Source organism: Ruegeria aquimaris (assembly GCF_025751555.1).
Taxonomy (GTDB): domain Bacteria; phylum Pseudomonadota; class Alphaproteobacteria; order Rhodobacterales; family Rhodobacteraceae; genus Ruegeria_B; species Ruegeria_B aquimaris.
The window spans coordinates 1-18,494 of record NZ_JAOWLB010000035.1 but is presented as its reverse complement, the minus strand read 5'-3'; the positions used below and the strand labels follow the sequence as shown (position 1 = coordinate 18,494).

Genomic DNA, 18,494 nt, shown 5'->3' with positions numbered 1-18,494 from the left:
TTCTTGATTTTGGATCACGTCCTTCGTCATGCGATCCACCTTGACGACGGGACCAAATCCTCGCGACCAACTCTGCCTGATCATGGGGTTCGGCTATGATAATGCCCAACTTGCGGAGCTGCGTCATCCAACTCGAACGGATCTGGATACGGTTTCGCAAGATGTACCGATAGTCATCGTACACCAGTCGGGGCGCTTGGGTGTTGTTAACTCCAAAGTTCTTGAAGTGTTAGGGATCTCTCCGGACACACCTGATCGCGCAGGCGGGGTGATACAGCGCGACGCAACCGGGGCACCGAACTGGGTGCTGGAAAAACATGCGTTCTTTTCGGCCTTGGCGCCGATGCTCGCAGGGGTTGGGTCCGATGGTATGGTGACCTTTGCCGAAGCGGACAAGCCGGAACAAGAAGGGCGTCTGGCCGGGGCAGGGGAGCCTGCCCCATAGCTTCAGAACCTCAGTGACAAGCAGGACATGCCGCCGTCGAGTTTGGCGCACTCGCTGTTGTTGATCTCGACCACCGAGAAACCGGCCTTGTCTAGAATGTCGGCGGTCTTCGGGAAGCCTGCGGGCATCAACACCAGATCGTTGAAACGGATCGTGTTGGCACATGCCTCTTCGCCCGGTGCCGTATGGATCACACGGTATCCCTGGAAACAGCCGGAGGCGTCGAGCCGTTCCGTGGACAGGATCGTCTCGCCGTCGAGCAAGGAACAGTCGGTCTTGAAATGCAGCACACCCGGTGGGGTGAAGACCTCGCGCAGCTGGTGGCCCCAATCGCCGACAATCGCGGCCAGTTCCTTGACCCCTTCGGCATCCGTCCGGGCGGATCGGCCGACCAGGATCTCGCGTCCGGTGACCAGGATATCGCCACCCTCGATATGACCCGGGCCAGAGATCTCGCGGATCTCGGCATAAACACCGCGCAAGGTGGGCGCCATTTCGGCGACCTCTCCCATGCGGCTGGGCGCACCGGGGCGCATCAGAACCGCGCCCTGCGGCAGGCAAAGCGCCGTGTCTTCGACAAAGAGGGCGTCGGCAAACTCGTCCAGCGGCGGCAACTCGATCACCTCGGCGCCGGTGCCTTTCAGTGTGGCGACATAGTGCGCGTGATCCTTCAGCATCTGCTCAAGGTCAGGTATGCCGATGTCTTCGGCGCGCAGTCCGTTGACGACGCTTGCGGCTGGCCTGCGGGTGATGGCGCGGGTGAACTGGTATGTCGGGTCGCTCATTCTGTGTCTCAGTTCTGATTGGGGGTGTAGGGCGCTTGTACCTCGACGATCGACGGGCCATTGCCCTTAGTCGCGGCTGCCAGAAGGGCGGCGAAGGCTTTTGGATCGGTGTCGGCGCAACGGGAATAGGGCATCCCATATGCGGTGGCGATGGCAGCGAAGTCAGGTGGCGTGGGATCGCAGCCAACCACGCTTATCTCGGCCTCCCGCATCGCGCTGTCAATCTCGCGGTAGCCGTGACTGTTCCAGATCACAAAGACAATGGACAGATTCTCGTCGCGTGCGGCCATCATCTCGGTCAGGCTGAATTGGGCGCCGCCATCACCCGCAATGCAGATAACCGGCGTACCAGGCGCCGCGATAGCCGCGCCGATCGAGGCCGGGATCGCGTATCCCAGCGCGCCAAAACCTGTGGCCGCATTGAACCATCCGCCAGGTCGGTCATGGTCGTAGTAGAGATTGCCGGCATAGATCGGTTGCGTTGAATCGCCCACGATGATGGCGCCCGGCACCGCGTCGCGCGCGGCGTCGAGCATGTCGACCATGCCGCGCATGTACGGGCCGATCTCTTGCCGTGCGGCGCTGCTTGCCGCTGCCGCGCGCGTTGCTCCGCCGCTGGTCCGGTTGCCGCCGGGCAGGCGCTGGGTCAACGCGGCCAGGCATGTTGCCGCGTCCCCCTGGATCGCGATTGTCGCCGGATGGCGAGACAATTGCTCAGCGCAGGTGTCGATCCGGATCAGGTGCGGCAGGCGCGGCATCGAACCCGTTGCGTACATATCGTAATCGGTTTGTCCCAGTTCGGTGCCGACCGCCAGAACGAGGTCCGCCGCTTCGATCAGGCTGCGGACTGCGGCAAGGCTTGGGCTTGCCGGGACACTCAGCGCCGTGCCATGCATCAGCCCGCGTGCATTCACGGTCTGGACAACCGGCGCATCCAGCCGTTCCGCCAGTGCCCTCAAGGTTTCGGCTGCCGCTATTGCACCACCACCTGCAAGGATCACCGGGCGTGACGCAGCCGTCAGGCGTTTTGCCGCCAGATCCAGCAGGTTCGGGTCGGGCGCCGGATCCGCCGTAACCGAGGGAGCGTTCAGCGCAGCGGGGAGCCTTGCGACATCCAGTGGAATTTCGATATGGCAGGGTCCCTTGCGCCCGGTGGTCAACCGCTCGAACACCGCGTCCAAGGCCGGTGACAGGTCGCTGCCTTGCCTGACCTGCCGGGCTTCAAGCGCAACCTTTGCCACCATTCCCAGTTGATCGGGCAACTCATGCAGATGACCGAGCCCCTGGCCAAGGCTGCTTTGCCTGTTGACGCCGGAAATGGTCAGGATCGGGATACTGTCGGCGCGTGCCTGACCCATCGCGGTCAGCGTGTTAGTCAAGCCTGGACCCGTGATGACAAAGGCGACGCCGGGTTTGCCCGAGACGCGGGCATAGCCATCGGCCATGAACCCGGCACCCTGCTCATGGCGTGGCGTAACGTGCCGGATGCCCGAGGCTGCAAGACCGCGATAGAGTTCGATTGTATGAACACCGGGGATGCCGAAAACACACTCCACGCCCCGTTCCGCCAGCCCCACCACCAGCGTTTCACCCAGAGTTGGCATCAGGCGTCCTCGGTCTGGAATTGCGTGGCATGTGCCACGATGCGGTCGCAGGCTCTGTCAAAATCAGTGTCATCAGCTGTCAATGCCAGGCGTACCCAGCCCGTTATCGTGTCGCCGAAGGACACGCCCGGCATCACCGCCACGCCTGCGTGGTCAAGCAGGTGCCGGGCATAGGCAGTGCCGTCCATCCCGGTTGCCGATACATCGACCATGGCGAACATCCCGGCCTGAGGTTCCAAGACCCGCAGGCAGGTCTTGTTGTTCAGCCGGTTTGCAAGGCGACTGGCGCGTGTTGCGAAGCGTGCGCGCATTCCGGGCGCCACGGTCGACCCATTGCGCACCGCACGCTCTGTCATGTCTGCTATGAAGGGTTGATTGCCGAACAGCATGGTTTCGGACAAGGGCAGTAGTGCTGCAGTAAATGTCTCGGGCCCGATACACCAACCGCTGCGGAACCCCGGCGCGGCGTGAGATTTCGATATCGACGAGACCACGATGACCCGGTCGGCCAGATCGGGCCGGGCCAGCGGCGAGGTAAAGCTTTGCCCATCGAACACCAGATGCTCATACACCTCGTCCGAGATGATCCACAGATCGTGTTTGCGGGCCAAGGCGCCGATTTCGGCGATATCCTCGGGGGTCAGGATGGCGCCGGTGGGGTTGTGCGGTGTGGTAAGCAGGATGGCGCGGCTGCGCGGGGTGATGCGCGCGGCGATATCGTTGGCCGAAATGCGAAACCCGTTTTCGGGCCGCAGCGGCACCGGCACCAGATCGGCGCAGGTGCCGCGGATCACCCCGGCATAGGTGGCATACATGGGATCGCCGACCAGCACCTCGTCGCCTTCCTCGGCCACACCCATCAAAACCGCGTACAGCGCGGTCTGGGTGCCCGGAAAGCACATGACCTGATCGTCCGAAATCGTCCGCCCGGTGCTGGTGCTATAGCATTCGGCGAGGGCCGCGCGCAGGCCCGGTTCGCCCGCGCCATCGGAATAGGTGGTGCGCCCGGCGCGCATCGCGGCCTCGGCCACATCCATCAGCTCGGCAGGCGGCGGCACGTCCGGCTCGCCGATGGTCAGGCTGATCACATCGGCGCCCTGGGCGATCATCGCTTTGGCGCGCAGGTGGATCGCCCATTTGGCGCCGCCCAGATCGGCCAGGCGGCGGGTAATGGCTGTCGTCTTCATGTCTCTTCTCCCGGATCGTTCAGGGTCAGCCCCAAAATGGCGCCGACCGAGGTCAGGCCGATGTTCACAAGTTCGCCAGGGCCAAAGGCTTCGGGCAGTGCGCCGCCTTCCAGCCAGAGCCCGTCAATGACGGCGTTGCAGGCGATGGCCAATGCGCGCAGCCGCTCGGGCGTAGGGGTCTCGCCCGCCTCTTCCAGGGCCGGGGCGATCAGCGCCTGCAAGCGGTCGCGAAAGTCGTAATAGGTGCGGCTGTGCACCTCGGCCATGCGCGGGTCGCGCTGCACCATGTTGAGGAACCCGGCCCACAGACCCACTGCCTGCGGGCTGCTGACCGGCGGGGTCAGGCTGGCGCGGACGATTCGCGCCAATTGGTGCGCCGCCGGTTCGCCCGCCTGCCGGGGGCCTTCCATCGTGGCATCGGTCAGCTGGCTCATATGCGCCTGATAGGCGGCATAGATCAGATCATCCTTGCCATCGAAATAGTGCCGGATCAGTCCCAGCGTCACGCCCGCCTCGTCGGCGATGCCACGAACGGTAGCCGCCTGCACACCCTTGCGCCCGATCAGGGTCAGCGTCGCCCGGATCAGCGCCTCGCGCCGATGTTCGGCGGATTCACGGGTGAAGCTGCGGCGTGAACTGTCCAAGGGCGGGGCCTCCGGCGGGGTGAAAAGCGGGCTTGATTTGCGTCACGCTTGTTGTTATACGTTTGTATAAATATAAGCAGAGCCGGTCCGAAAAGGCAACCGGAAAGTCAGGGGGGATCGCGTGACAGCAACGCAGGAACTGACGCCCGCCGCGGGGGCCGCCAGCGATTTGGCGGGGACATTGTTGATCGAGGATCTGCATAAATCCTTTGGCGATCTCGAAGTGCTCAAGGGCGTGTCGCTGACCGCTAACCGGGGCGATGTGATCGCGATCATCGGCGGCTCGGGCTCGGGCAAGTCGACCATGCTGCGCTGCATCAACTTTCTGGAAACCCCCAGTTCGGGCCGGATCGTGATCGGCGGCGAGGAAATCCGTATGCGCGCCGACGGCACCGCTGCCGACCGCAAGCAGCTGGAGCGGGTGCGCACCCGGCTGGCGATGGTGTTCCAGTCATTCAACCTGTGGACCCACCGCACCCTGCTGGAAAACGTGATCGAAGTACCCGTCCATGTGCTGAAAGTGCCGCGCGCGCAGGCGATCGAAAAGGCGCGCGCCCTGCTTGCGCGGGTTGGTCTGGCCGAGAAAGAGGACACCTATCCGCTGTTCCTGTCCGGTGGTCAGCAGCAACGCGCGGCCATCGCGCGCGCTCTGGCGGTGGACCCCGCGGTGATGCTGTTTGACGAGCCGACCTCGGCGCTGGACCCCGAACTGGTGGGCGAGGTGCTGGGCGTGATGCGTGATCTGGCCGCAGAGGGGCGCACCATGCTGGTGGTCACGCATGAGATGAACTTTGCCCGCGAGGTCGCCGACCATGTGGTGTATCTTTATCAAGGCCGGATCGAGGAACAGGGGCCACCCGACCAGATCTTTGGCAATCCGCAATCCGAGCGGCTGAAACAATTTCTGAAATCCATCAACTGAACACCAAGAATGAAAAACAGGGAGACCAACATATGAAACTCAAGACATCGCTGCTGGCCGGTCTGGCCGCATTGGCCCTGGGCGCGGGCGCCGTGGCCGCCGAGCAGGTCAAGATCGGCATCGCGGCCGAGCCTTATCCGCCCTTCGCCTCGCCCGATTCCGCCGGCAACTGGGTCGGCTGGGAGGTCGAGGTGATCGACGCCGTCTGCAAGGCCGCCGCACTGGATTGCGTGCTGACCCCCGTCGCATGGGACGGCATCATCCCCTCGCTGACCGGCAAGCAGATCGACGCCATCATGGCCTCGATGTCGATCACCGAAGAGCGGATGCAGACCATCGACTTCTCGAACCCCTATTACAACACGCCTGCCGTGATCGTGGCCGACAAGTCGCTGGATATCGAGGCAACGCCCGCCTCGCTGGCCGGCAAGATCATCGGGGTGCAGGCATCGACCATTCACCAGGCCTATGCGAACGCGTATTTCGGTGATGCGGAAATCCGTGTCTATCAGACCCAGGACGAGGCCAATCAGGACCTTTATGCCGGTCGCATCGACGCCACCCAGGCTGACAGCATCGCCATGGCCGATTTTGTTGCCACCGATGCGGGCCAGTGCTGCGAGATCAAGGGCGCTGTGGCCAATGACGAAGCGATCCTGGGCAAGGGCGTGGGTGCCGGTGTCCGCAAGGGTGACGACGCGCTGCGCGAGGCCCTGAACAAGGGCATCGCCGCGATCCTGGCCGATGGCACGCATGAGGCGATCACCGCGCGTTACTTCACCGCGCCCATCTACAGCGAGTAATCGCAGCCGATGGAGGGGCTTCTGGACCTGCTCGGCCTGGCGAAAAGCGCCGAGCTGTTGTCGCTGTCACCACCGGGCTGGGGGATGAACCTGCTGCGCGGTCTGGGCAAATCGCTCCAGATCGCGTTCGGGGCCTTCGGCTTTGGCCTGGTGATCGGGCTGTTCGGAGCCTATGGCAAGCTTTATGGCGGGCCGGTCATCCGTGACCTGCTCGCCATTTACACCACCGTTGTCCGGGCCGTGCCCGAACTGGTGCTGATCCTAATTCTCTATTTCGTGGGTACCGATCTGATCAACCAGGCGTCCGAAGCGCTGGGATATGGCCGGGTCGAGATCAGCGGTGTTGCTGCGGGTATCTGGGTATTGGGCGTGGTTCAGGGCGCCTATTCGACCGAGGTGCTGCGCGGCGCCATTCTGGCGGTGCCGCAGGGCCAGATCGAGGCGGCGCGCGCCTTTGGCATGCCGCCGGTGATGCTGATGCGGCGGGTGACCATTCCGGCGATGCTGTCCTTTGCCCTGCCGGGGCTGGCGAACCTGTGGCTGATCGCCACCAAAGATACCGCGCTGCTTGCGGTTGTGGGCTTCAGCGAGCTGACGTTGGAAACCCGGCAGGCGGCATCGAGCACGCGGGCCTATTTCACCTTTTTCCTCGCCGCGGGCGCGCTCTATCTGATGGTGACGCTGATGTCGTCCGCCCTGTTCCAGCTGCTTGAGCGGCGGGCGCGGCGCGGTCAGCCCTCTCTCAAGGGGGCGGGTCGATGATGCGGATGATCCGTCCGATGTTGATGCCGCACCGATTGGCGCTGATCGGGCTGGCCGTGGCGCTGGTGGTCTGGTGCGCCCTGACGCTGCGCTGGGACTGGCTGCCGAAGTATCTGCCGCTCGCGATGGAGGGGCTCTGGCGCACCGTCTGGCTGCTCGCTGCGAGTACATTCCTGGGCTTCCTGCTGGCGGTGCCGCTCGGTTTCGCCCAAGCTGTGGGGCCTTGGTACTTGTCTACGCCCGCACGGGTGTTCTGCACCTTGATCCGGGGCACGCCGCTGCTGTTGCAGATCTGGCTGCTCTATTACGGGCTGGGTTCGGTCTTTCCCCAGATCGACGGTATTCGCGACAGCGTTCTGTGGCCCTATCTGCGGCAGGCCTGGCCCTATGCGCTGCTGGCGCTGACGCTGTCCTTTGCCGGGTATGAGGGCGAGGTGATGCGCGGTGCATTCGCCGGGGTCAACCGCGGCCAGCTTGAGGCCGCGCGGTCGTTCGGGATGCCTCGTTTCACCCTGTTCCGCCGCATCTGGCTGCCGCAGGCGATCAACAACGTGTTGCCGACGCTGGGGGGCGAGACCATCCTGCAACTGAAGGCAACGCCGCTGGTGGCGACGATCACGGTGGTCGAGATCTTCGCTGTCTCGTCGCGGGTACGGCAGGACACGTTTGTGATCTATGAACCGCTCCTGTTGCTGGCGCTGGTTTATATGGTGATCGCGGGACTGATTGCACTGGCCTTTCGCTGGCTGGAAAACCGGGTGCCGACGCGGCGACCGGGGAATTGATCGCGCATCGCGACACGTTGCCCATCCTAAACCCATGGTGTAGGTCTGTCCCGATCTATCGAACAGGCACCCGTGACGATGAGCCGTATTTCTCATATCGAGCTGGATGACAGCAACCTTCCCCCGCCCACGCCCGAGATCGAGCAGGAGCGAAAAGTCGCGATCTATGATCTGTTGGAGGAGAACAGCTTTGCCCTGCCGGTGCGCGAGGACCGTGCCGTGCCCGATGGGCCATACCGGGTGAACCTGTCGATCCGCGACAAGCGGCTGGTCTTTGATATCCAGACCGAGGACGAAGAGAAGGCGGCCGAGTTCCACTTGTCGCTGGGGCCGTTCCGTCAGGTGGTCAAGGATTACTTCCAGATCTGCGAAAGCTATTTCAACGCGGTCAAGACCCTGCCGCCCAGCCAGATCGAGACCATCGACATGGCCCGTCGTGGCATCCACAACGAGGGTAGCCGGGTTTTGCAGGAACGGCTGGAGGGCAAGGCCGAGATCGACACCGACACCGCGCGCCGCCTGTTCACCCTGATCTGCGTTCTGCATTTCGGGGGCTGAATGGTGCAGCCGCTTCCGCATTCGGTCCTGTTTTGCTGCGACCACAACGCGGTCCGCTCGCCCATGGCGGAAGGCATCATGAAGAAATTCTATGGCACCGGCACCTATGTGCAATCCGCCGGTGTTCATAACGACATGGAAATCGACGGGTTCTGCATCGCCGTCTGCCAGGAGATCGACGTCGAACTGGCGCGCCACCGGTCGCGATCCTTCGACATGATGCAGGAATGGGGCGACGACCTCAGCTCGTTTGATCTGGTGGTGGCGCTGTCGCCCGCTAGCCAGCGCCGGGCGCTGGAACTGACCCGTTTTTTCCACCTCGATGTCGAATATTGGCCAATTATGGACCCTACCGGACTGGGCGAGACGCGGGTGGAGAAGCTACACCACTACCGTCAGACCCGCGATCAGATCATCAAACATCTGAAAGAGCGCTGGGGAGAGCCAACGGAGAGAGCATGAGCGAGACCGTCAAACGCTATTTCGAAGCCTTCAACGCAGGCGATGTGCAGGGCATGCTGGACTGCCTGTCCGAGGATGTGGCCCATCATGTGAACGAGGGCCAGATCCGTGTCGGCAAAGAGAAATTCTCCGAATTCTGCGCCCATATGAACCGCTGCTACAACGAACATCTGACCGACATGGTTGTGTTCGAGGCCGAAGGCGGCACGCGCGCGGCGGCGGAATTCATCGTGAACGGCACCTATCTGCAAACCGATTCCGGTCTGCCCGAGGCGCATGGGCAGACCTATCGTTTGCCCGCCGGATCGTTCTTTACGCTGACGGACGGCAAGATCTCGCGTGTGACCACCTTTTACAACCTGGCCGATTGGGTGAAACAGGTCTCGAATGGCTGAGGTGACCGGGGTTCGGGCGCTGACCGGCGCGGCGCTGGACGCCGCGCTGGAGGATGTGGCCCGGCTGCGGATCGCGGTGTTCCGCGCATGGCCCTATCTCTATGACGGCGACCTAGACTATGAGCGGGACTATCTGCAGGCCTATCGCAACAGCGACCGGGCCATCGTGGTCGGCGCCTTTGATGGCGGCCGGTTGATCGGCGCTGCCACCGGCATGCCGCTGGCCGATCATGCCGACGACTTCGCCGCCGCCTTTGCCGGTACCGGGTTGGCGCAGGACACGGTGTTCTATTGCGCCGAATCCGTGCTGTTGCCCGAGTATCGCGGCTATGGTGTGGGCCACCGGTTCTTTGACCTGCGCGAGGGACATGCACGCGCGCTGGGATTTGCCAAATGTGCCTTTTGCGGAGTGCAGCGCCCCGCCGATCACCCGCTGAAACCCGACAACTATCGCCCGCTCGATGCATTCTGGCGCGCGCGCGGGTACGAGAAACTGCCCGGTGTAGTGGCGCATTTCGGCTGGAAAGACCTCGATCAGGACCACGAGACCGACAAGCCACTGCAATTCTGGATCCGGGATCTCTGATCTCGCCAAAAGGAGGACCCGCAGATGAAAATCGCCACCGCCGCCTATCCGCTCGACTGGCTCGACAGTTGGGCACAATACGAGGACAAGCTGGCCCAATGGGTGTCCGAGGCGGCGGGGCAGGGGGCCGATCTGCTGGTGTTTCCGGAATATGGGGCGATGGAGCTTTGCACTCTGGCTGGTGCGAAAACGGCCGCGGACCTCGAAGGTTCGCTGCATGCCGTCAGTGATCGGATGGAGGATGCAGCGGCGTTGCACGTGAAACTTGCGGCGGAGTATGGTGTGCATATCCTAGGCGCGTCCGGACCAGCAAAGTTTGGGTCGGGGCGTCCGGTGAACCGGGCTGAGCTCTACACTCCGACCGGTGGGCGCGACCATCAGGACAAGCAGATCATGACCCGGTTCGAACGCGAGGATTGGGATGTTGTTCCCGGCGGACCGCTGAAACTCTTCGATACCGCGATTGGCAAGATCGGAGTGCTGATCTGTTATGACAGTGAATTCCCGCTGTTGGGGCGGGCTTTGTCAGAGGCCGAGATTCTGTTGGTGCCTTCCTGTACCGAGGCGCTGTCGGGTTACAGCCGTGTACGTATCGGGGCGATGGCACGGGCGCTGGAGAACCAATGCATTTCGGTCATGTCCTCGGTCGTGGGGCGCAACGACTGGTCGGAAGCGGTAGACACAAACACCGGAATGGGCGGTGTTTTTGGACCGCCGGATCGCGGGTTTCCACAGACCGGGGTCTTGGCAGAGGGTGTCTTGAACCAACCTGGATGGACTTACGCCGAGGTCGATCTTGCCTCTGTCGCAGACGTGCGCGCAGATGGCGTGGTGCTGAACAGGCGCCACTGGGCAGAGCAGGACGGACGGGTCCAATCGGTCACAATGTGTTGCATGAAAGCAAAAGAAGCCTTGAACTGAGCGGGAAATGCGCGCATTTAAGCGCTCGAGCCTGCGGATTCCGCGGGCTAAACGCAATGATGGAGACAACATGGCCAAGGAAGATACGCTCGAATTTCCCGGTGTCGTGAAGGAACTCCTGCCCAATGCGACGTTCCGGGTCGAGCTTGAAAACGGCCATGAGATCATCGCACATACGGCAGGCAAGATGCGCAAGAACCGCATCCGTGTTCTGGCTGGCGACAAGGTTCAGGTCGAAATGACCCCCTATGATCTGACCAAGGGTCGGATCAACTATCGTTTCAAGTAACGCCTGTCGCATGGCGTTCATTCTCGGATCAGGCAGCCCCAGGCGGCTGGACCTGCTGGCGCAGCTTGGCATCACGCCGGATGCCGTGAGTCCACCCGAGATCAACGAAGACCCCAGACCGGGGGAACTGCCGCGTAGTTACTGCGCACGCATTTCCCGTGAGAAGGTGGCCGCTGTTCAGGCAGCGCCCGACGACATCGTGCTGTGTGCCGATACCACTGTCGCGCTTGGCCGTCGCATTCTGGGCAAACCTGCAGATGCAGGCGAGGCAGCCGAATTCCTGCATGCGCTATCCGGGCGTCGGCACCGTGTGATCACCGCTGTGGCCGTGCGGCGTGGCGACCGCCTGTGGGAGCGGGACGTGGTGAGCCAGGTCAAGGTCAAACGCCTCTCGGATGTCGAAGTGAACAGCTATCTCGCCACCGATGATTGGAAGGGCAAGGCCGGGGCCTATGCCATACAGGGCCCGGCTGGTGCGTTCATCCCCTGGATTGCAGGGTCTTTCACCGGCATTGTCGGTTTGCCGCTGGCCGAAACCGCCGCGCTTCTGGCGGCTGCGGGCCATCCCAAATTCAAAGGTGTCGCATGAAGGGCCGTACAATCATTCTGGACCACATACAGGGGCGCGAGGCTGCGGCTCTGATGGTCGATGGCCAGTTGGACGATTTCCTGATTGAAGGCGATGCGCCAACTCCCGGCACCATATATCGCGCCCGCGCCGACCGCCCGGTCAAGGGGCAGGGCGGCATGTTCCTGAGCACCCCTGACGGGCCGGCCTTTTTGCGCCAGGTGTCTGGGCTTGCTCCGGGGGCGCGCATCCTGGTTCAGGTTTCAGGCTATGCCGAGCCGGGCAAGGCGATCCCGGTTACCGCAAAACTGTTGTTCAAGAGCCGATATTCCATCGTGACACCCGACGCACCGGGTCTCAACCTGTCGCGCAGAATTCGCGATGAGGCCGAGCGCGACCGGCTGCTTGAAATCGCGCACGAGGGGATGGACGGGAGTGCATTCGGTTTGATCCTGCGATCGTCTTGCGCAGAGGCGGATGCTGATGAGATTGCCGAGGATATCGCGGCGATGCGCGAGCAGGCGGAGCAGGTGTTGGCAGACGACGGTCAGGATGCGGAAACGCTGATCGACGGCGACGGTCCGCATGTTCTGGCATGGCGCGATTGGACCGATCCGGCCGAGGTGGTGACCGAACCGGGCGGGTTTCAGGAGCACGGGGTGCTTGACGCGCTTGATCAGGCGCGCGGTATTTCCGAACCCCTGCCGGGTGGAGGATTGATTTACATCCAGCCGACGCGCGCCCTGGTGGCGGTCGATGTGAACACCGGCACGGATACATCTCTGGCCGCTGGCCAAAAGGCGAATTTCGCCTGTGCCAAGGCTTTGCCACGCGCATTGCGGGTGCGGGGGCTTGGCGGTCAGATCACCATCGACCTGGCGCCCATGGCGAAAAAAGATCGCCGTGGGTTTGAGTCGGCGCTGCGGGCATCCTTCAAATCGGACAGCGATGAGACCACCCTGGCGGGCTGGACGCCCTCAGGCCATTTTGAACTGCACCGCAAGCGTGGCCGGTTTCCTGTTGCGGAGGTGCTGAAATGAGTTGTCCGATTTGCGGTGCCGAGCAACAGACCAAATACCGCCCCTTTTGTTCAAAGCGGTGTTCCGATCTGGATCTTGCCAAGTGGCTGAACGGTTCATACGCAATTCCCGCAGAAGCAGCCGCCGAGGAAGAAGAGTGGAACGAGGCGGACAGGTCATCTACTGAGCCGCGCCACTGATCAAGTTGATTTAACAAGATCTCTTTCGCTTTTGCTCGACCGTGTCAGCCGTGACCACTGCCCGTCGCGTTTCAAATTTCGTGCTCTGTGATATAGCTGGCCCATGCAATCGTTCGGTTCTTCTTTCCCTCCGGTCATGGGCCGCACCCATGAGGTCTGCGGCGCAAGTGCGTTTGCCTTTGCCTTTGCGCTCTTGGCGCAGCGGGGCGGCCAGGCCGTTTGGGTGCGTGAGGCATGGGACAGGCAACAGATAAACCCGACAGGTTTTGCGGATATTTCAGATCCGTCACGGGTGACGGTCTGTAACACAAGAGACCAGATTGAAACGCTTGCGGTGGCCGAAGAAGCCTTGCGTTCGGGGGTGGTTGCTCTGGTTGTGATGCAGCTTGGCAAGGCTCTGAACCTGACCGAGGGGCGACGGTTGCAGCTTGCCGCACGGGATGGGGCGTCTACCGGGTTGGCAATCATTCCCGAAGGGATGGGCAGCAACGCGGCGGAAACGCGTTGGCGCTGCACACCGGTTTTCGACCCCGATACAGGAGTGGCGGACTCGACTCTGCAACACTGGGAACTTATAAAGAACAAATCGGGAACATTGAGAGTCTGGTATGTTCGATGGGATCGGACGACGCGTCGTATCACTGTGGTTCCCCCGCCTCGCAAGTGAGCGGGTTCTTCGTCAGCGGCCTGTAGACGGGCCGTTTGTCCTGACGGTCAAACAGAAAAACGCCGACCGGATCTATTGTCTGAACAAAGCCGCAGAACAGCAGGGGCTGCACCAGGGTATGCCTTATGCCGATGCGCGCGCCTTTTGCCCCGAGTTGCAAAGCCGGGTGGCAGAGCCGGAAAGGGACAATGGATTTCTGCATCTCTTGCGCCGGTGGGCCACGCGCTATTGCCCATGGGTCGGGTTTGAGGGGGCGGATGGCCTCGTGATGGATGTCACCGGGTCAACGCATCTGTTTGGTGGTGAAGCGCCCATGTTGGCCGATATCCGCATGCGCCTGAGGCGCGCGGGACTATCGGTGCAGATCGGTTGCGCCGATACGCGCGGGGCCGCCTGGGCCCTGGCGCATTATGGTGAAGGGACCGCTCCAAGCGGCGACATGCTGTCCGCCCTGAACGCTCTGCCTGTGGCGGGTTTGCGGATCGACGACGACATATCGGTCGCTTTGCAGCGTCTTGGGTTGCGCACCATCGGTGATCTGGTCGGGGTCGCGCGTGCACCGCTGACCCGCCGATTTGGGCCCGGCCTGTTGTTGCGGCTGGATCAGGCTTTGGGTGCGCAGTTCGAAGAGATCTCACCCCATGCCGATCCCGTTCATTTTGCGGTGCGGATGACCCTGCCCGAACCGATCGGGTTGCTATCCGATGTGATGCTGGGCGCAGACCGGCTTTTGGTTCAGCTTTGCGCAAAGCTGAAATCACATGAGGTGGGCGCCCGCAAATTGTGTCTTACCCTGCGCCGCGTGGATCATGATCACCAGCAGGTCGAGTTGCGCCTGGCACGTCCTCTGCGTGACCCCAAGCGTATCTTGCCCTTGTTCGAGCGAGGCGTGGCAGAGATCGACGCGGGTTTTGGCATTGATCAGTTGCGGCTGGAAGCCACACAGGTCGATCCCCTGCCAGTACAGCAAATCAGCCATGTGGCAGAGGGGAGAGCGGGCGCGCTGGACGACCTGATCACCCGCATCGGCACGCGGATCGGGTTGGAAAACATCCAGCGGTTTCTGCCCGCCGACAGTCATATCCCCGAGCGCAGCTTTCTCGTCGCGTCTGCTGCCTATTCTGAACCGGTGGCAGGATGGAACAGCCCAAACCCGCGACCTCTGCTCCTCTTCCCGCCTGAGCCCATTGCCGCCAGCGGGGCTCGCCCCCCCGCACGCTTTCGCTGGCGACGCATGTCACTGACCACAGGCCGAGCCACAGGTCCAGAGCGCATCGCGCCGGAGTGGTGGCTTGAAGATGAGAACTGGCGTTCGGGCCTGCGCGACTATTGGCGGGTGGAAACATGCGAGGGGCGCAGGCTCTGGCTGTTTTACACGCCGCAAAATCCGGGTTGGTTCGTGCAGGGGGAGTTCGCATGATCAAAGTTAATCGCACCCACCTCCCGGTTGATGCGTTCCACCATGATATGTTGGACAGTCGTATGGCGGGGCAAGGTTACGCTGAGCTCTGTGTCACGACGAATTTCACCTTTTTGACCGGGGCCTCGCATCCCGAAGAATTGGTTGTGCGTGCCGCAAAGCTGGGTCTGTCGGCCATTGCTATCACGGATCGCAATTCGTTGGCGGGCGTAGTGCGCGCGTGGTCGGCGCTCAGGGAACTTCGCAACGTGGCACAAAAGGGGGTACAGATCCGGTCACAACAGCGGCTGGACAGTTCATCCCGACAAGTCAGCGGGCAAAGTGATCCGCTCATCAAACCCGACCCTGTATCGCTGCCCAAGTTGATTGTCGGTTGCCGGTTAAGCGTCCGGGATAGCTCGGTGGATTGGATCGCCCTGCCACGCGACCGGGCGGCGTATCAGCGCCTGACCCGCCTGCTGACACTGGGAAAGCGCCGTGCCGGGAAAGGGGAATGCACCCTTTACACCAAGGATCTGTTTCCGGCCTGCAAGGGCATGATCCTGATCGCCCTGCCGCAGGGGAGTTTGACGGACGCCATATCGGATATCCGCACCCTTGGTCGGCATTTCCCCGGCCAGGTCTTTCTGGGTGCCGCCCCGCGTTATGATGGCAGTGATCAGGCCTATCTGAATGCCTGCGCGCAAGCCGCGCAAAGGGCAGCCGCCCCGATGGTGGCGGTGGGGGATGTGTTGATGCACCATGCATCCCGCCGTCAGTTGGCGGATGTGCTGACCTGCATGCGCGAACATATCACCATTGATCAGATCGGCACCCGCGCGTTGCCCAATGGGGAACGTCGCCTGAAGGCTGGGGCCGACATGGCGCGGGTTTTTCAACATCACCCTGCCGCTCTGCGCCGGACCCTGGAGATTGCCGACAAATGCAGTTTTGATCTGAGTGAGCTGTCTTACGAATACCCGCATGAGGAAACCGAAGGAGAGACATCGCAGCAACGGCTGGAGCGTCTTGCAAGAGAGGGCCTGAAGCGTCGCTATCCCAATGGTCCGCCAGACAGGGCGATGGAGCTGATGGCAAAGGAACTGGCGGTGGTCGGTGAACTGAACTTCGCAGCCTATTTTTTGACTGTGCATGATATTGTTCAATTCGCCAGATCGCAGGGCATCCTGTGTCAGGGGCGCGGCTCGGCAGCGAACTCGATCTTGTGCTACCTTTTGGGCATCACCGATGTCAGCCCAGACATGATCGCCATGGTGTTCGAACGCTTTGTATCCAAACACCGGGGCGAGCCACCGGATATTGACGTGGATTTCGAACATGAACGCCGCGAAGAGGTGATCCAGTGGATTTACAAGCGATACGGGCGTCACCGCGCGGGGCTTTGTGCCACCGTCATCCATTTCCGTACCCGTGCCGCCATTCGCGAAGTGGGTAAGGTCATGGGTCTCAGTCAGGATGTGACGGCAGGGCTGTCCGGGCAGATCTGGGGGATGAGCAACGGTGGCGTCGATCTGGACCGTATCCGCGCACTGGGCCTTGATCCCTCGGATCGCCGTCTGATGCAGACCATCCGCCTGATTGGTGAGATCATCGGGTTTCCCCGGCATCTGTCACAGCATGTGGGCGGCTTTGTCATCACCCGCGGGCGGCTGGATGAACTGGCCCCCATCGAAAACGCCGCGATGGAGGAGCGTACGGTCATTTGCTGGGACAAGGATGACATCGACGCGCTGGGAATTCTCAAGGTGGATATTCTGGGGCTGGGGATGCTCAGTTGCATCCAAAAAGCCTTTGCCCTGATGCAGCAGCACGACAACATTACTCATACAATCGCTTCGGTCCCGCAGGAGGACCGACCGACCTATGACATGCTCTGCCGTGCCGATGCGATTGGCGTGTTTCAAGTGGAAAGCCGGGCACAGATGAACTTTCTGCCGCGCATGAAACCCAGAACGTTTTACGATCTGGTGATCGAGGTCGCCATTGTCCGGCCTGGCCCCATTCAGGGCGATATGGTGCAGCCCTATATCCGGCGGCGTACCGGATTGGAAAAACCTGAACCCTTCGGGCCCGCGCTTGAAGAGGTGACGAAACGTACTCTGGGCGTGCCGCTGTTTCAGGAGCAGGCGCTGCAAATCGCGGTGGTGGGCGCCGGGTTTTCAGCCGAAGAGGCCGACCACCTGCGCCGTTCTCTGGCCTCGTTCCGGCGCATGGGGACCATTGGCACATATCGCGACAAATTCATCGCGGGCATGTTGGGCAATGGCTATTCGCAAGAGGTTGCGGAACGCTGTTTCGGCCAGATCGAAGGCTTTGCCGATTACGGCTTTCCCGAAAGTCACGCCGCCGCTTTTGCCATGCTGGCCTATGTTTCAGCCTGGCTGAAATGCCACCATCCGGCGATCTTTGCCTGCGCGTTGCTGAACTCTCAGCCTATGGGGTTTTACGCTCCGGCTCAGATCGTGCGCGATGTCCGCGAACATGGGGTCGAGATACGACCGATATGTGTGAACCATTCCGAGTGGGATAATACTCTGGAACGGTGCCATGGCGGGGTGTTTGCGCTGCGATTGGGGTTTCGCCAGATCAAAGGGTTTAAGAAAGACGACGCCGATTGGATCGTGGCGGCCCGTGAAAATGGATACCCGGACCTGCAAGCCTTGTGGTTGCGCGCGGGCCTGCGCCCGGATGTTTTAATGCGATTGGCCGAGGCCGATGCGTTCTCTGGTATGGGGCTGACGCGGCGCGATGCGCTGTGGCATGCCAAGGCAATCCAAAGCGCGCAACCTTTACCCCTGTTCAGTGACCCGATTGATGGTGAAATCATCCCTGAACCGGATGTATTGCTGCCCAATATGCAACTTGGCGAGGAAGTGGTGGAGGATTACGTGTCCACCCGCTTAACCTTGCGGGCTCACCCGATGGAGTTACTACGCCCCGCGCTGCCGGGGCTTGTTCCCCATGCATCCCTGCAAGACATTCCTTTGGGACGTTACAGCGTCTGTGGCCTGGTGATCACAAGACAGCGCCCGGGCACGGCCTCTGGTGTGATATTTCTGACGCTGGAGGATGAAACCGGCGTTAGCAATGTGGTTGTCTGGCCTAAAGTATACGAGCGTTTCCGGCGCATCGTCATGGGCGGGAGGTTGTTGCGTGTCACAGGTTATCTGCAACGCGAAGGCATTGTTGTGCATCTGATCGCGCAAGAGGTGCAGGACCTATCCCACAAGCTGTCCGAATTGGGCCACCCGCAGCCTGAAGCCCTAACCACCGAGGGCCTACGCACCGACGATACCCCTAAAGCCGCCCGCTACCCCGCGCGCGCCATGCACCCACGAGATCAGGCAAAACGACTATTCCCAAGCAGAGACTTTCATTGAAGCAGCCCCCTAGGTTGTCAACGGCGGCGCAATTTCCGGCCATTGGGCGGAGTAAAAGCGGACCACCTCGGTCGTGACCGGCGCCTTGGCAA

The 18,494-nt window shown here is 61.9% G+C and carries 21 protein-coding genes; 17 read left to right on the top strand and 4 right to left on the bottom strand.

Features of this window, described 5'->3' with window-relative positions; genetic code table 11:
* Positions 1–82 precede the first annotated feature (82 nt).
* Positions 83–445 carry an amidohydrolase family protein gene (locus OE747_RS23610; protein ID WP_263830905.1) on the top strand — a complete coding sequence of 121 codons (363 nt, stop codon included), beginning with the start codon at positions 83–85 and terminating at the stop codon, positions 443–445.
* Positions 446–447: 2 nt separating this feature from the next.
* Here OE747_RS23610 and OE747_RS23605 read toward each other — a convergent pair whose 3' ends face one another.
* The 4 genes from OE747_RS23605 to OE747_RS23590 are packed head-to-tail and all read right to left on the bottom strand — an operon-like array spanning position 448 to position 4,665.
* Positions 448–1,230, bottom strand: a complete 783-nt coding sequence (locus tag OE747_RS23605) for a dimethylarginine dimethylaminohydrolase family protein (RefSeq protein WP_263830904.1) — start codon at positions 1,228–1,230, stop codon at positions 448–450.
* Between the two features lie 8 nt (positions 1,231–1,238).
* Positions 1,239–2,834, bottom strand: coding sequence for a 5-guanidino-2-oxopentanoate decarboxylase (locus tag OE747_RS23600; protein ID WP_263830903.1), 1,596 nt, complete (start codon positions 2,832–2,834; stop codon positions 1,239–1,241).
* Complete coding sequence (locus OE747_RS23595) at positions 2,834–4,021, bottom strand: pyridoxal phosphate-dependent aminotransferase (RefSeq protein ID WP_263830902.1); 1,188 nt, start codon at positions 4,019–4,021, stop codon at positions 2,834–2,836. Before OE747_RS23595 ends, OE747_RS23600 begins: the two co-directional genes overlap by 1 nt.
* Positions 4,018–4,665: a TetR/AcrR family transcriptional regulator gene (locus OE747_RS23590; protein ID WP_263830901.1), complete on the bottom strand. Its 648-nt coding sequence runs from the start codon at positions 4,663–4,665 to the stop codon at positions 4,018–4,020. Before OE747_RS23590 ends, OE747_RS23595 begins: the two co-directional genes overlap by 4 nt.
* A 139-nt stretch (positions 4,666–4,804) precedes the next feature.
* Here OE747_RS23590 and OE747_RS23585 point away from each other — a divergent pair, with 139 nt between their 5' ends.
* From OE747_RS23585 to OE747_RS23510, 16 genes are all read left to right on the top strand, one after another.
* Positions 4,805–5,587, top strand: coding sequence for an ABC transporter ATP-binding protein (locus OE747_RS23585; RefSeq protein ID WP_318527337.1), 783 nt, complete (start codon positions 4,805–4,807; stop codon positions 5,585–5,587).
* A gap of 32 nt (positions 5,588–5,619) precedes the next feature.
* Positions 5,620–6,390 carry a transporter substrate-binding domain-containing protein gene (locus tag OE747_RS23580; RefSeq protein WP_263830900.1) on the top strand — a complete coding sequence of 257 codons (771 nt, stop codon included), beginning with the start codon at positions 5,620–5,622 and terminating at the stop codon, positions 6,388–6,390.
* A gap of 9 nt (positions 6,391–6,399) precedes the next feature.
* Positions 6,400–7,152, top strand: coding sequence for an ABC transporter permease (locus OE747_RS23575; RefSeq protein ID WP_263830899.1), 753 nt, complete (start codon positions 6,400–6,402; stop codon positions 7,150–7,152).
* Between the two features lie 5 nt (positions 7,153–7,157).
* Entirely contained in the window at positions 7,158–7,937 is a 780-nt protein-coding gene (locus OE747_RS23570) for an ABC transporter permease (RefSeq protein WP_404818353.1), read from the top strand.
* 78 nt (positions 7,938–8,015) lie between these two features.
* Positions 8,016–8,495 carry a UPF0262 family protein gene (locus tag OE747_RS23565; RefSeq protein WP_263830898.1) on the top strand — a complete coding sequence of 160 codons (480 nt, stop codon included), beginning with the start codon at positions 8,016–8,018 and terminating at the stop codon, positions 8,493–8,495.
* Between the two features lie 3 nt (positions 8,496–8,498).
* Complete coding sequence (locus OE747_RS23560; protein WP_263830906.1) at positions 8,499–8,957, top strand: arsenate-mycothiol transferase ArsC; 459 nt, start codon at positions 8,499–8,501, stop codon at positions 8,955–8,957.
* Positions 8,954–9,352 (top strand): ketosteroid isomerase-related protein, encoded by a 399-nt coding sequence (locus OE747_RS23555; RefSeq protein ID WP_263830897.1) that lies wholly within the window; start codon positions 8,954–8,956, stop codon positions 9,350–9,352. The genes OE747_RS23560 and OE747_RS23555 overlap by 4 nt, the downstream gene beginning before the upstream one ends.
* Positions 9,345–9,938 (top strand): GNAT family N-acetyltransferase, encoded by a 594-nt coding sequence (locus tag OE747_RS23550; RefSeq protein ID WP_263830896.1) that lies wholly within the window; start codon positions 9,345–9,347, stop codon positions 9,936–9,938. The genes OE747_RS23555 and OE747_RS23550 overlap by 8 nt, the downstream gene beginning before the upstream one ends.
* Before the next feature lie 24 nt (positions 9,939–9,962).
* Complete coding sequence (locus OE747_RS23545) at positions 9,963–10,859, top strand: carbon-nitrogen hydrolase family protein (protein ID WP_263830895.1); 897 nt, start codon at positions 9,963–9,965, stop codon at positions 10,857–10,859.
* Positions 10,860–10,929: 70 nt separating this feature from the next.
* A complete protein-coding gene (gene infA, locus OE747_RS23540; protein WP_005978431.1) occupies positions 10,930–11,148 on the top strand; it encodes a translation initiation factor IF-1 in 219 nt (72 codons plus the stop codon).
* A gap of 10 nt (positions 11,149–11,158) precedes the next feature.
* The gene (locus OE747_RS23535) at positions 11,159–11,737 is read left to right on the top strand and encodes a Maf family protein (protein WP_263830894.1); all 579 of its coding nucleotides are present in this window, start codon (positions 11,159–11,161) and stop codon (positions 11,735–11,737) included.
* On the top strand, positions 11,734–12,756 hold the full coding sequence (locus tag OE747_RS23530; RefSeq protein ID WP_263830893.1) for a ribonuclease E/G: 1,023 nt from the start codon (positions 11,734–11,736) through the stop codon (positions 12,754–12,756). Before OE747_RS23535 ends, OE747_RS23530 begins: the two co-directional genes overlap by 4 nt.
* Entirely contained in the window at positions 12,753–12,935 is a 183-nt protein-coding gene (locus tag OE747_RS23525; RefSeq protein ID WP_263830892.1) for a DNA gyrase inhibitor YacG, read from the top strand. The genes OE747_RS23530 and OE747_RS23525 overlap by 4 nt, the downstream gene beginning before the upstream one ends.
* Before the next feature lie 136 nt (positions 12,936–13,071).
* Positions 13,072–13,602, top strand: a complete 531-nt coding sequence (locus OE747_RS23520; protein WP_263830891.1) for an ImuA family protein — start codon at positions 13,072–13,074, stop codon at positions 13,600–13,602.
* Complete coding sequence (locus OE747_RS23515) at positions 13,544–15,022, top strand: Y-family DNA polymerase (RefSeq protein WP_263830890.1); 1,479 nt, start codon at positions 13,544–13,546, stop codon at positions 15,020–15,022. Before OE747_RS23520 ends, OE747_RS23515 begins: the two co-directional genes overlap by 59 nt.
* The gene (locus OE747_RS23510) at positions 15,019–18,402 is read left to right on the top strand and encodes an error-prone DNA polymerase (RefSeq protein ID WP_263830889.1); all 3,384 of its coding nucleotides are present in this window, start codon (positions 15,019–15,021) and stop codon (positions 18,400–18,402) included. Before OE747_RS23515 ends, OE747_RS23510 begins: the two co-directional genes overlap by 4 nt.
* The last annotated feature ends 92 nt before the right edge of the window (positions 18,403–18,494 follow it).